This is a genomic window from Rhodococcus sp. ACPA4 (genome assembly GCF_002300185.1).
GTDB lineage: Bacteria > Actinomycetota > Actinomycetes > Mycobacteriales > Mycobacteriaceae > Rhodococcus_F > Rhodococcus_F globerula.
Window position 1 is genome coordinate 1,837,851 of sequence record NZ_NSDY01000001.1, and the last position, 13,336, is coordinate 1,851,186.

At 63.6% G+C, this 13,336-nt stretch carries 12 protein-coding genes; 8 read left to right on the forward strand and 4 right to left on the reverse strand.

The genetic code is table 11. From position 1 onward, the window contains the following. On the forward strand, positions 1 to 768 hold the full coding sequence (locus CJ178_RS08300) for an adenosylcobinamide-GDP ribazoletransferase (RefSeq protein ID WP_033231040.1): 768 nt from the start codon (positions 1 to 3) through the stop codon (positions 766 to 768). Positions 769 to 859: 91 nt separating this feature from the next. On the opposite strand, the gene CJ178_RS08305 is transcribed toward CJ178_RS08300, so the two are convergent. Beyond that, positions 860 to 1,963, reverse strand: a complete 1,104-nt coding sequence (locus tag CJ178_RS08305) for a branched-chain amino acid aminotransferase (protein ID WP_095886515.1) — start codon at positions 1,961 to 1,963, stop codon at positions 860 to 862. 32 nt (positions 1,964 to 1,995) lie between these two features. After that, complete coding sequence (gcvT, locus tag CJ178_RS08310; RefSeq protein ID WP_045070334.1) at positions 1,996 to 3,096, reverse strand: glycine cleavage system aminomethyltransferase GcvT; 1,101 nt, start codon at positions 3,094 to 3,096, stop codon at positions 1,996 to 1,998. A 133-nt stretch (positions 3,097 to 3,229) separates the two neighbouring features. Between gcvT and CJ178_RS08315 the strand changes: the two genes are divergently transcribed. Beyond that, positions 3,230 to 4,747, forward strand: a complete 1,518-nt coding sequence (locus tag CJ178_RS08315; protein ID WP_095887895.1) for a leucyl aminopeptidase — start codon at positions 3,230 to 3,232, stop codon at positions 4,745 to 4,747. Between the two features lie 56 nt (positions 4,748 to 4,803). On the opposite strand, the gene CJ178_RS08320 is transcribed toward CJ178_RS08315, so the two are convergent. Further along, positions 4,804 to 5,154 carry a hypothetical protein gene (locus CJ178_RS08320; protein WP_033231043.1) on the reverse strand — a complete coding sequence of 117 codons (351 nt, stop codon included), beginning with the start codon at positions 5,152 to 5,154 and terminating at the stop codon, positions 4,804 to 4,806. A 355-nt stretch (positions 5,155 to 5,509) separates the two neighbouring features. On the opposite strand from CJ178_RS08320, the gene sucB reads away from it, so the two are divergent. The 5 genes from sucB to CJ178_RS08345 all read left to right on the forward strand — a co-directional run bounded on the left by sucB (position 5,510) and on the right by CJ178_RS08345 (position 10,975). Further along, a complete protein-coding gene (gene sucB / locus CJ178_RS08325; RefSeq protein WP_095886516.1) occupies positions 5,510 to 7,264 on the forward strand; it encodes a 2-oxoglutarate dehydrogenase, E2 component, dihydrolipoamide succinyltransferase in 1,755 nt (584 codons plus the stop codon). Between the two features lie 108 nt (positions 7,265 to 7,372). Then, on the forward strand, positions 7,373 to 8,260 hold the full coding sequence (locus CJ178_RS08330; protein ID WP_033231045.1) for a TIGR01777 family oxidoreductase: 888 nt from the start codon (positions 7,373 to 7,375) through the stop codon (positions 8,258 to 8,260). A 29-nt stretch (positions 8,261 to 8,289) separates the two neighbouring features. Then, positions 8,290 to 9,051 carry a lipoyl(octanoyl) transferase LipB gene (gene lipB / locus CJ178_RS08335; RefSeq protein ID WP_095886517.1) on the forward strand — a complete coding sequence of 254 codons (762 nt, stop codon included), beginning with the start codon at positions 8,290 to 8,292 and terminating at the stop codon, positions 9,049 to 9,051. A gap of 51 nt (positions 9,052 to 9,102) precedes the next feature. Further along, the gene (gene lipA / locus CJ178_RS08340) at positions 9,103 to 10,143 is read left to right on the forward strand and encodes a lipoyl synthase (RefSeq protein ID WP_230589957.1); all 1,041 of its coding nucleotides are present in this window, start codon (positions 9,103 to 9,105) and stop codon (positions 10,141 to 10,143) included. 76 nt (positions 10,144 to 10,219) lie between these two features. Further along, on the forward strand, positions 10,220 to 10,975 hold the full coding sequence (locus CJ178_RS08345) for a DUF4191 domain-containing protein (protein ID WP_033231047.1): 756 nt from the start codon (positions 10,220 to 10,222) through the stop codon (positions 10,973 to 10,975). Between the two features lie 67 nt (positions 10,976 to 11,042). On the opposite strand, the gene CJ178_RS08350 is transcribed toward CJ178_RS08345, so the two are convergent. After that, positions 11,043 to 11,516 (reverse strand): RDD family protein, encoded by a 474-nt coding sequence (locus tag CJ178_RS08350; RefSeq protein ID WP_033231048.1) that lies wholly within the window; start codon positions 11,514 to 11,516, stop codon positions 11,043 to 11,045. A gap of 215 nt (positions 11,517 to 11,731) precedes the next feature. Between CJ178_RS08350 and glnA the strand changes: the two genes are divergently transcribed. Continuing rightward, positions 11,732 to 13,168 carry a type I glutamate--ammonia ligase gene (gene glnA / locus CJ178_RS08355; RefSeq protein ID WP_095886518.1) on the forward strand — a complete coding sequence of 479 codons (1,437 nt, stop codon included), beginning with the start codon at positions 11,732 to 11,734 and terminating at the stop codon, positions 13,166 to 13,168. Positions 13,169 to 13,336: the final 168 nt, after the last annotated feature.

Consider the following 13,336-nt stretch of genomic DNA (forward strand, 5'->3'; position numbering starts at 1 on the left):
ATGGCCGGCGCGCTTTCCGGTGTGCCACTGGCATTTTCCTGGCTGACGGTACTGCCGGTACGCGGTCCGTCGGACATCAACCGCACCGCTGGCCGGCGCGCTATCGCGGCCGCGCCCCTCACCGGGATCGCGCTCGGAGTCTTTGCGGTCGCAATCTTGTGGGGCGCGACCAGTATCGGCCTCAACCCGTACCTAGCGGGCATTGTGACCGTGGGTGCGCTCGCACTGGGAACCCGCGGCATGCACGTCGACGGCCTCACCGATACCGTCGACGGCTTGGGGTGCTACGGCCCCCCTGAGCGTGCACGAGAGGTCATGCACAGTGGCGGCGCGGGGCCGTTCGGGGTGGCCGCGCTGTTCATATTCCTTGGGCTGCAAGCAGTATCGTTCGGCGTTTTGGCTGCAGCGGACTCTCCCACCCAGTGGGCAGGCGTGGTTGTCGCCGTCGCCGCGGGACGAGTTGCCGTCGTTTTTGCCTGCCGCCGAGGGATTCCCGCGTCGAGCACTACCGGATTCGGTGCGCTGGTTGCCGATTCGCAACCGTGGTGGGCGGCTGCCGCCTGGACCGCTCCCCTGCTTGCCGCGTCGGTTCTGGTGACAGACCGATGGTGGCTCGGACCACTTGTCGCCGCCGTTGCGCTACTGATCAGCGTTGTCTGCGTGCGTCATTGCGTCCGCCGGTTCGGTGGCCTCAACGGTGATGTTCTGGGATTTGCACTGGAATTGACGGTCACGATCACTGCCGTCGGGCTAACTCTCGGAATCTGAACGATCGCTGCGCGCGACGAGATTACGGCGTTTCTTCTGCCGTCGTCTCGCCGCGCGAGCAATGAAGCCGTCTCGCCGCGCGAGCAATGAACTAGTGAAGCTTGGTCATCCAGCCGTGGGTGTCGGCAAACGTGCCACGCTGAATGCCGGTGAGGGTGTCGCGCAGCGCCATGGTGACCTCGCCGGGCTCACCGTCGGCGATGGTGAATTCACCCTCGGCGGACTTGACGCGACCGACCGGCGTGATGACTGCCGCTGTGCCGCAAGCGAATACCTCGGTAATCTCGCCGCTCTTACACTTGGTGCGCCACTCGTCGGTGCTGATCTTGCGCTCTTCGACGGCAAAGCCCGAATCGGCTGCCAGTGTCAGCAGTGAGTTACGGGTGATACCGGGCAACAACGAACCCGAGAGCGACGGAGTGACAAGGCGAGCATCGGGGCCGGAACCGAAGACGAAGAACAGATTCATGCCTCCCATTTCCTCGACATACGTGCGCTCGATGGCGTCGAGCCACACCACCTGGTCGCAGCCTTCGTCAGCAGCCTGAGCCTGGGCCAGGAGTGAAGCTGCGTAGTTGCCTGCGAACTTGGCAGCGCCCGTTCCGCCGGGCGCAGCGCGCACGTATTCAGTGGACAGCCACACACTGACCGGTTTGACGCCACGCGGGAAGTACGCGCCGGCAGGTGATGCGATCAGCAGGTAGCGGTATTCCTTGGCGGGACGCACACCGAGGCCGGCTTCGGTCGAGAACATGAACGGACGCAGGTACAAGGCGTCTTCGCCGCCCGCTGCCGGAACCCACTCGATGTCGACGTCGACCAGCTCGGTGATGGAGTCCACGAACATCTCGGTCGGAAACTCGGGCATCGCGAGGCGACGGGCCGAAGCCCCGAACCGCTCGGCGTTGGCCTCGACGCGGAAGGAGCTGATGTCGCCGCTCGGCTGGCGGTAAGCCTTGAGCCCTTCGAAGATGGCCTGACCGTAGTGCAGGACCATCGCCGCAGGGTCGAGCTCGATGTTTCCATACGGCAACACCTGACCGTTATGCCAGCCCTTACCCTCGGCGTAATCGATGGAGACCATGTGATCGGTGAAGTACTTCCCGAAACCGGGCGCCGCCAAGATGTCGCGGCGCTCGGCGTCGGACTTCGGGGTCGAGCTCTGGACACGAACGAAATTGGCGGCACCAGTCATGGCGGCAATCCTATCGAACGCGCACAATCCCCTTACTTGGTGCTGGTCTCCACAAACGGCGGCGACACGACAACACACCGCAGCGCACGTCCGCGGACGTCGACCTCGATCTCGTCACCGGCCGCGATTCCCACACCGGAATCGAGGAGCGCCAACGCAATTCCGACCTTGAGCGTCGGCGAGAACGTTCCGGACGTGGTCTCCCCGACGGGTTCGCCGTCGCGCAGAACGCTCAGCCCCGCACGCAGCACACCACGATCGAGTGCCTTGATTCCCCACAACTTGCGCGCCGGGCCTGCCGCCTTCTCGTCGACCAGGGTCTCCTTGCCCCAGAACGTGGGCTTCTTCCAGCCGACAGCCCATCCGCAGCGAGCTTCGAGGGGTGAGATTTCGAGCGAAAGCTCATGCCCGTGCAGCGGATAGCCCATTTCGGTACGCAGGGTGTCGCGCGCGCCGAGCCCAGCGGCCTGCCCACCCTGAGCTTCGACAACCTCGAGAAGCGCGCGGAACAGCGGCTCGCTGTCGGCCCAGCGCGGCAGAAGTTCGTAACCGACCTCGCCCGTGTAGCCACTGCGGCACACGCGAACCGGAACACCATTCCACGTAGCGTCCTCGAACGCCATGTACTCGATGTCGGTAGGCAAGCCCAGCGCAGTCAGAACGTCAACCGACTTCGGACCCTGCACGGCCAACACGCCGTATTCACGATGCTGATCTTCGACGGTGATTCCGTCCGGCGCGAGCGCCACCATTGCGGCAACAACATCTGCCGTGTTTGCCGCATTCGGCACGAGGAAGATCTCCTCGTCACTGACGTAGTAGACGATCAAATCGTCGATAACTCCACCGGACTCGTTGCAGCACAAGGTGTATTGCGCCTTGCCCGGACCGATCTTGCCCAAATCGTTGGTCAGCGCCGAGTTCACGAACTCCGCAGCACCGGCACCGCGCACCACGGCCTTGCCCAGGTGACTGACGTCGAACAGGCCGACATTCTCACGGACAGAAGTGTGTTCGGCTACTACGCCGGCGTACGACACCGGCATCTGCCAGCCACCGAACGGGGCAAACGTCGCACCCAGTTCGACGTGCACAGCGTGGATCGGACCCTGCAAGAGTTGTTCGTCGGTCATGGCCCACAACCTATCGGACTTCCGTCACCGAAACATGTTCGCCGCAGACACGCACCGGGGGCTCTGGGCCTACCATCAACTCAGGCGTCCGCCCGAACCGGACGCATCGCACACTCACCACGCAGGAGACATCTTGAGCACTCGCACAGCCCGATCATTGGGACCCGACCTGGTTCTCGCCGGAAAGCTCGGCAAGCGCGCCGACGTATTGGTGGTCGGTCTCACATCGGGTCCCGACGGCCCCGAACTCGCACTCAGCGAAGGCATCGTCGACGAGGATGTTCTGGCCGAAGTACTCGACAGCCTCATCGCCGTCGGCGCAACGGGCAAGCCGGAGCAGCTCACTCGAATCCCCGCGCCGAGCGATCTCCCCGTGGTCAGCGTTCTCGCCGTCGGCCTCGGTTCGGCTGAGAAGCTGGGCAGCGAGCAGATCCGTAAGTCGGCCGGCGCCGCTGCACGCGCACTATCGGGAATCGACACAGCAGCGACGACGCTGTCCGTCCTCGACCTCGCCGCCGCAGTCGAAGGCTTTGCGCTCGGCGCGTACACCTTCACCGAATTCAAGTCGTCGAAGTCCGCGCCCGGACCCGACGCGCAACCCCTCGCCCGCGTCGAACTTCTTGTCCCGTCGCCGCGCGCCAAGGAAACCAAAGCAACCCTGACTCGTTCGGCCGCTATCGCCGAGGCAGTCGCAACCGCACGCGAATTCGTCAACACTCCCCCCAGCCACCTCTACCCGGCGGAGTTCGCGGACCGCGCCAAGGCACTCGGCATCGAGGCCGGTCTGACGGTCCAGATTCTGGACGAGAAGGCACTCGCCAAGGGCGGCTACGGCGGAATCCTCGGCGTGGGCAAGGGATCGTCACGACAGCCTCGTCTCGTCCGGATGGAGTACGCGTCGAAGAAGCGCGGCGCGTCCAAGGTCGCGCTCGTCGGCAAGGGCATCACGTTCGACACCGGCGGAATCTCCATCAAGCCGGCCGCAGGCATGGAGAACATGACCTCCGACATGGGCGGCGCAGCGGCCGTCATCGCGACCGTGGTTCTCGCCGCGAAGCTCGGCCTGCCCGTCAACGTCGTCGCCTACATCCCGATGGCGGAGAACATGCCGTCGGCCACCGCCCAGCGTCCCGGCGACGTGCTGACGCAGTACGGCGGAATCACCGTCGAGGTCATCAACACCGACGCGGAGGGCCGCTTGGTCCTCGCCGACGCCATGGTTCGCGCCGGCGAAGACAACCCCGACTACATGATCGACACCGCCACGCTGACCGGTGCGCAGATGGTCGCCCTCGGCAACCGCACTCCCGGTGTCATGGGAACCGACGACTTCCGCGACCGTGTTGCATCCATCTCGCAGAGCATCGGCGAGAACGCCTGGGCGATGCCGCTGCCGGAGGAACTGCGCGGCGATCTCGATTCCAAGGTTGCCGACATGGCGAACGTCACTCCGCACCGTTGGGGCGGCATGCTCGCGGCAGCTCACTACCTGAAGGAATTTGTTCCCGAGGGCGTGCAGTGGGCGCACATCGACGTTGCCGGCCCGGCCTACAACACCTCCGGCCCGTGGGGTTACACGGGTAAGGGCGGCACGGGTGTTCCGGTTCGCACGATGATCTCGGTCCTCGAGGACATTTCAGTCAACGGCTGACCTCTTCGCTGTGCGCCTTGATTAACCTCCCGCGGCCAATCAAGGCGCACAGCCGGTCAGCTCCCGTCCCGCAATTCCTGCGTGCGAGCACGTTTGCGTTCGATGCGCAGACGCTCGTCGTGATCGCGCATGCGCTGCGGATATCCCGTTTTACGGACGTCGTACACGGGAATTTTCAGATCCTGACCAAGTTTGCGGGCACCACGCTCACCACCTACCCGGCGACGCGTCCATTCCCCGGACTTGTCGACCAGGACGACAGTGACCTCGGTGACGGTTGTTTCCGGCTCCACGAAGGCCTCGACGCCTTCGTGCTCATGGGCCCAGTTGGCCAGATGCTCTGCGTCGCTCTGGGCTGCCAGTTGCCCTGCACTGGGTCGGCGTTTGAATCGATCGAACAACCCCACGCGTGGATCCCTCCTCGGTGCCGAGACCGCGGAAGAACCCCGGCCGTATGTCAAGTTTGCCAGCATTCAACTGCTGTCACCGGCACAAGACATACCGTTTGGTCCCATACGCGCGTTACACGCTCCACCTACTGACGAGTAGCGACACACCGAAACCCGGTGGCATCCCCCTCAGCGGACGCGCCCGGCGTATCAATGGAAAGATGAACGACGGTGACGCCGCGCCCGCGCGTCGACATCGGCACAAAATAGCTACAAGTAGCCGCACGTCGCGCGCAACTCGAGCACAATGCACTAACGACCACAAGTCGACAAATAAAACAACCCGAACACAACTGTCGAGGAGTCAAAAGACATGGCCTTCTCCGTCCAGATGCCAGCCCTAGGTGAGAGCGTCACCGAAGGAACTGTCACACGGTGGCTCAAGCAGGAAGGAGACACGGTCGAAGTCGACGAACCCTTGCTCGAAGTCTCCACGGACAAGGTCGACACCGAGATTCCATCTCCGGTCGCCGGCGTCCTGACCAAGATTGTCGCGCAGGAAGACGACACCGTGGATATCGGTGGCGAGCTCGCTGTTATCGGCGAAGCTGGTGAAGCACCCGCAGAAGAAGCACCGGCGCCCGCCGCTGAAGAGCCGGCCGCAGAGGCGCCCGCAGCAGAAGCAGCTCCCGCACCGGCAGCTGAAGCACCGGCAGCCGCTCCCAGCAGCGGAGCCGAAGGCACCCCCGTGACGATGCCCGCCCTCGGCGAGTCTGTCACCGAAGGAACCGTCACCCGTTGGCTCAAGGCCGTGGGCGACGAAGTTGCCGTCGACGAACCGCTTCTCGAGGTTTCCACCGACAAGGTCGACACGGAGATCCCGTCGCCTGTTGCCGGAATTCTTCTCGAGATCAGCGCCAACGAGGACGACACCGTAGACATCGGTGGCCAGCTGGCCGTTATCGGATCCGGCGCTCCCGCAGCTGCAGCACCGGCGGCACCCGCAGCACCGGCACCGGCAGCACCCGCCGCTCCCGCACCCAAGGCCGAAGCTCCGGCGCCCAAGGCCGAAGCACCGGCCGCTCCCGCACCCAAGGCCGAAGCACCGGCAGCTCCGGCTCCCGCAGCTCCCGCAGCCGCACCGGCTGCCCCGGCAGCCCCCGCAGCATCGGGTGACAGCAGCCCGTACGTGACCCCGCTGGTCCGCAAGCTTGCCAACGACAACGGCGTCGACCTCGCCACTGTTACCGGCACCGGCGTCGGTGGACGCATCCGTAAGCAGGATGTTCTTGCCGCCGCAGAAGCCAAGAAGGCTCCGGCCGCTGCTGCGCCGGCAGCACCCGCCGCTGCTGCAGCTGCTCCGGCAGCGAAGGCAACTGCAGGTGTCCGCCCCGAGCTGGCCCATCTGCGCGGAACAACGCAGAAGGCCAATCGGATCCGCCAGATCACGGCCACCAAGACGCGTGAATCGCTGCAGACCACCGCGCAGCTCACCCAGACCTTCGAGGTGGATGTCACCAAGATCGTCGCGCTGCGTGCCCGTGCAAAGGCCGGCTTCATCGAGCGTGAAGGCGTCAACCTGACGTTCCTCCCGTTCTTCGCCAAGGCTGTTGTCGAGGCGTTGAAGTCGCATCCCAACATCAATGCCAGCTACGACGAGACGGCAAAGCAGATCACGTACTACGACTCCGAGCACCTCGGAATCGCAGTCGACACCGATCAGGGTCTGCTGTCCCCCGTCATCCACAACGCCGGTGACCTCGGCTTGGCCGGCTTGGCTCGCGCCATCGCGGACATCGCGAAGCGCGCACGTTCGGGCGGCCTGAAGCCGGACGAGCTGTCGGGTGGAACGTTCACGATCACCAACATCGGCAGCCAGGGCGCGCTGTTCGACACCCCGATCCTGGTCCCGCCGCAGGCAGCCATGCTCGGAACCGGCGCGATTGTGAAGCGCCCGATGGTGGTCACCGACGAAAACGGCAACGAGTCCATCGGCGTTCGTTCGATGATCTACTTGCCGCTGACTTACGACCACCGTCTGGTGGACGGCGCCGACGCCGGCCGATTCCTCACCACTGTCAAGCAGCGGTTGGAAGAAGCCTCGTTCGAAGCTGACCTGGGTCTGTAAGCAACTGTTGTTCCGGCCGGGGCGTCATCTCCATCAGGAGGTGGCGCCTCGGCTTTTTCAGTACGGTCGGAGAGAGAACCCCGCTGGATCGAAGGAGGCATTTTCCGAATGCGAGTAGTCGTCGCCGGTTCGTCCGGTCTGATCGGAACGGCCTTGGTGTCCTCGTTGCGCTCGGACAACCACGATGTGGTGCGTCTGGTGCGTCGCCCGACCACCGGTCCCGACGAGTCCCGATGGGACCCCAATCGTGACCGCCTCGACACGTCAGTGCTGCACGGCGCTGATGCCGTCGTCAATCTCTGTGGCGTCGGGATCGGCGACAAACGGTGGTCCGGTTCCTACAAGCAGGAGATTCGCGACAGTCGCATCAGTGCGACAGACGTGTTGGCCGACGCCGTCGCGACGGCCAAGATTCCGGTTCTCGCCAATGCCAGCGCGGTTGGCTACTACGGCGATACCGGCGACCGCATCGTCGACGAGGATTCGGCCGCCGGCACCGATTTCCTCGCGACGACGTGTCGTGACTGGGAACTCGCCACCGAACCGGCCGGCAAAGGCGGCGCTCGGGTGGTGAACCTGCGGTCGGGTGTCGTCCTGTCGCCGCATGGCGGAATGCTCGGGCGTCTGCGTCGGATCTACTCACTCGGCCTCGGTGGACGGTTGGGCAACGGCCGCCAGTACTTTCCGTGGATCTCACTCGAAGACGAGTGCAACGCAATCAAATTCACTCTCACCAATCCCGCGCTCTCCGGTCCTGTCAATCTGACCGGACCGGCACCGGTGACCAATGCACAGTTCAACGACGCGATGTCGCGGATCATGCATCGGCCGGCGCCGTGGATCGTGCCGGGGTTCGCCCTCGAAGCTCTGATCGGCGAGTTCGCGAAAAGTGGCATCCTGGGCGGCCAACGGGCTATACCGTCGGTGCTCGAAAATGCGGGATTCACGTTCCGCCACAACACAATCGGCGAAGCACTGGCGGCCGCGCTGAATTGAGTTGGCAATCGGGCGTAATCTCTAGTGCCATGAGTAGCGCTGCCGGATCCGCACGATTGTCGCAACTGCCGATCGCCGTCGACAATCTCGGATTGATCGACTACACAGCAGCGTGGGATCGCCAACACGAATTGGCTGCGGAGCGCGCAGACAACATCGGACAGGACACACTGCTCCTGCTCGAGCATCCTCCGGTGTACACGGCGGGACGACGTACCGAACCCGCGGACCGTCCCGTCGACGGCACCCCCGTCATCGATGTCGATCGCGGCGGAAAAATCACGTGGCACGGGCCTGGTCAACTGGTCGGGTACCCGATCGTGAAGCTCGCCGAACCGGTCGACGTCGTGCGGTATGTCCGACTCATCGAGGAAGCGCTGATCACGGTCTGCACCGACATGGGCCTGACGTGTGGCCGAATCGACGGCCGCTCAGGTGTGTGGCTACCCGCTGAACTGTCTGGCGGCCAGTGGAAGCCCGAACGCAAGGTTTCCGCCATCGGCGTGCGCGTCCAACGTGGCGTCGCACTGCACGGTTTTGCGCTGAACTGCAACTCGGTCCTGACCGGATTCGACAACATCATTCCGTGTGGCATCCGCGACGCCGGAGTGACGACACTGTCGCAGGAACTCGGCCGAGACGTCACCGTCGCCGAGGTCACTCCGGCGGTCACCGAAGCGATCATCGCCGCCCTGGACGGAAACTTGCCCGTCACAGTGCGCGACATCGAACGTGTCACCTTCGAGAAAGCCTCACCTACCCCGACTTTTACTACCGTTCAGTACAGCTGACGGGCTCGCCCGAACCCTGTTGCAGTAATCACCGGGCGTAGGATCGTCCCCGTGACTATCGCCCCCGGTAATCCCCCCGTCGCTTCGCTCGCCCCACAAGGCCGTAAGCTGCTCCGCCTCGAGATCCGAAACGCGGAGACACCCATCGAACGCAAACCCAACTGGATCAAGACCCGAGCAAAAATGGGCCCCGAGTACTCGGAGCTCAAGGGCCTGGTCAAGCGCGAAGGTTTGCACACCGTCTGCGAAGAAGCAGGCTGCCCCAACATCTACGAATGCTGGGAAGACCGCGAAGCCACCTTCCTCATCGGCGGCGAGCAGTGCACCCGCCGCTGCGACTTCTGCCAGATCGACACCGGCAAGCCCGACGCCCTCGACCGCGACGAGCCCCGTCGCGTCGCCGAAAGTGTTCAGGCCATGGGACTTCGATACTCCACGATCACCGGCGTCGCCCGCGACGACCTCCCCGACGGCGGCGCCTGGCTCTACGCCGAAACCGTCCGCAAGATCCACGAACTCAACCCGGGCACCGGCGTCGAGAACCTGGTGCCGGACTTCAACGGCAAACCCGAACTGCTCGACGAGGTCTTCGCCTCCCGCCCCGAGGTACTCGCGCACAACCTCGAGACCGTCCCCCGCATCTTCAAGCGGATCCGCCCAGCTTTCCGGTACCAGCGCAGCCTCGACGTCATCACCGCCGCCCGCGAATACGGACTGGTCACCAAGTCCAACCTCATCCTCGGCATGGGCGAAACCCCCGAAGAGGTCACCGAAGCGATGGCCGATCTGCACGCCGCCGGTTGCGACATCCTCACCATCACCCAATACCTGCGTCCCTCACCGCGGCACCACCCCGTCGAGCGATGGGTCAAGCCCGAAGAGTTCGTCGAGCACTCCAAGGCTGCAGAAGAAATGGGCTTCGCCGGCGTCATGGCCGGACCGCTCGTCCGGTCGTCGTACCGCGCCGGACGCCTGTACGCGCAGGCCATGGCCCATCACGGCCGCGAACTCCCCGAGGCACAGCGCCATCTCACCGAGGGCGGAGACGCTTCCCAGGAAGCCAGTTCACTCATGGCGCGCCTGGCCCGCTGATCCACTTTTTGCTGTGCGTCTTTATTAACCGCGGGCGGTTAGTAAAGGCGCACAGCAATGGACGTATCCTGGTCACATGGCGAACGGCAGCAAATCCGGTAAGGGCAAACCCACCAAAGAGGCAAAGGCTGCAGCGAAGGCTGCCCGCAAGCAGGCTTCCAAGGAACGCAGAACTCAGCTCTGGCAGGCATTCCAGATGCAGCGCAAGGACGACAAGCTCCTTCTGCCGCTGATGATCGGCACCCTGGTGGGTGCTGCTCTGGTCTTCTTCCTGGTCGGTCTAATCTGGGGCATCGAGTGGTTCCTGCTGCCGATCGGCCTCGTTCTCGGCATTCTCGGTGCCTTCATCATCTTCGGTCGCCGCGTGCAGAAATCGGTGTACAAGAAGGCTGAAGGCCAGGCCGGCGCAGCTGCCTGGGCGCTGGACAACATGCAGGGCGCGTGGCGCGTCACGAACGCCGTCGCCGGCACCACCCAACTCGACGCCGTTCACCGTGTTGTCGGACGGCCGGGCGTCATCCTCGTCGCCGAGGGTTCTCCGCAGCGCGTCAAGAGCCTCCTCGCTCAGGAGAAGAAGAAGACTGCCCGCCTCATCGGCGACACCCCGATCTACGACATCATCATCGGCAACGACGAGGGCCAGGTTCCGCTCTCGCAGTTGCAGCGTTACCTGAACAAGCTGCCGCGCAACATCGATACCAAGCGCATGGACAACATCGAGGGCCGCCTCGCAGCATTGAGCGCACGCGGCGGCGGAGCAGCCTTGCCGAAGGGCCCGATGCCCGGCGGCGCAAAGATGAAGGGTATGCAGCGCACGATTCGTCGCCGCTGATTCCGCGCATACAAAAAATGACCCGAGTCCGTCATGGACTCGGGTCATTTTTTGCTCGATCGAATTGTCAGCGCGAGCGAACCAGAAGCGTGCCCGTCGCTCGGTCCTGCATTCCGCGTCCGTCGATGTCGGTGATAGTTGCCGGGATCACAAACACAAGGAGCGCCTGGCGAGCGAGAGCTCGAACGAAGCCGACCCGGATAGGTCCTTCGATTCGCGCCACCTGCAGGCCCATGACAAATTGCCCGGGAGTGAAGTTGAACAGGGTTACCGTGAGCACGCCCACGATGAACCACACGATCAAGGTGATGGTCGACGTCTGGCCGTCGAAAAAATCTCCGGTGATCAGTGAGGCAACGCCGACCGCCATCACCCAGTCGATCATGAGCGCGCCGAGTCGTCGGCCGGAGCCGACAAGCGATCCCGGGCCGTCCTGCGGGAAGCCAAGATTCTCGCCGCGGTACGCCTGCTCACGTCCGTCGGCGTTCTTCGGCAAAGCTGCTTGCGGCCCCGAGAGCCAAGTTCCGGTGATACGTGCCATGCTGTCCAGGATAGGCGTCGTAGCACCGTAGTCCAGATTGCCGTGTTTTAACTGTGCAGCTGATCACACAGATTTCGGAAATCCCCAGGACAATACGACGTGTAACACTGCCGAAACAAAGGGTTGACGAGCGGGCAACACCAGATACCTACCGTCTGGCTCGACGGATTCAACCTTTCATAACAGTTGGCTGAAGCGACTTAAGGAGCACAAGCGTGGCATTCACCACGGCCGAAGAGGTCATAAAGTACATCGCGGACGAGAACATCGAGTACGTCGACATTCGCTTCAGCGACTTGCCTGGCGTGCAGCAGCACTTCTCGATTCCCGCGTCTGCTTTCAACCAGGACGTGTTCGAAGACGGCCTTGCGTTCGACGGTTCGTCCGTCCGCGGGTTCCAGTCGATTCACGAATCCGACATGATGTTGCTCCCTGACGTCACCACGGCCCAGATCGACCCTTTCCGCAAGGCGAAGACCCTCAACATCAACTTCTTCGTCCACGATCCGTTCACCCGTGAGTCCTACAGCCGCGACCCGCGCAACGTTGCCCGCAAGGCCGAGGAGTACTTGGTCAGCACCGGCATCGCGGACACCGCATTCTTCGGCGCCGAGGCCGAGTTCTACATCTTCGACTCGGTTCGTTACGACTCCGGCATGAACTCCTCTTTCTACGAGCTGGATTCGGTTTCCGGTTCCTGGAACACCGGCGCCGAGACCAACGCCGACGGCTCCCCCAACCTCGGCTACAAGGTTCGCGCCAAGGGTGGCTACTTCCCCGTCGCTCCGTACGACCACTACGTGGACCTGCGCGACGAAATCTCCACCAACCTGACCAACGCGGGCTTCGAGCTCGAGCGCGGCCACCACGAGGTCGGCACCGGCGGACAGCAGGAGATCAACTACAAGTTCAACACGCTGCTTGCAGCTGCTGACGACCTGCAGCTCTTCAAGTACATCGTCAAGAACACCTGCTGGCAGCACGGCAAGTCCGCCACCTTCATGCCGAAGCCGCTCTTCGGTGACAACGGTTCGGGCATGCACGTCCACCAGTCCCTGTGGAAGGACGGCAAGCCCCTCTTCCACGACGAGTCCGGCTACGCAGGCCTCTCGGACATGGCTCGCCACTACATCGGCGGCATCCTGCACCACGCTCCGTCGCTGTTGGCCTTCACCAACCCGACCATCAACTCGTACCACCGTCTGGTGCCGGGCTACGAAGCTCCCATCAACCTCGTGTACAGCCAGCGCAACCGCTCGGCAGCTGTCCGTATCCCGATCACGGGCAACAACCCGAAGGCCAAGCGTCTCGAGTTCCGCGCACCCGACTCCTCGGGTAACCCGTACCTCAACTTCGCTGCACAGATGATGGCCGGCCTGGACGGCATCAAGAACAAGATCGAGCCGATGGCTCCGGTCGACAAGGACCTCTACGAGCTTCCCCCGGAGGAGGCTCGCAACATCCCGCAGGCTCCGACCAGCCTCGAGACGGTTATCAACCGCCTCGAAGCAGATCACGAGTACCTGACCGAGGGTGGCGTCTTCACCACCGACCTGATCGAGACCTGGATCTCGCTCAAGCGCGAGCAGGAAATCGCTCCCGTCAACCTGCGTCCGCACCCGTACGAGTTCGAGCTCTACTACGACGTGTGATCCCGGTGGAGTGGCTGACCTGCACAGCAGTTCGCAGGTCTAGCCCTCCGTCCGCAGTACCTTTAGCCGAGTCCACCCGCTTCGCGATCCCAGCATCGATCGCAGAGCGGGTGGACTCGTCTGCGTCGGGCCGTGCCCGTAGACATCGAGGGTTGTCTTGGCGCTATC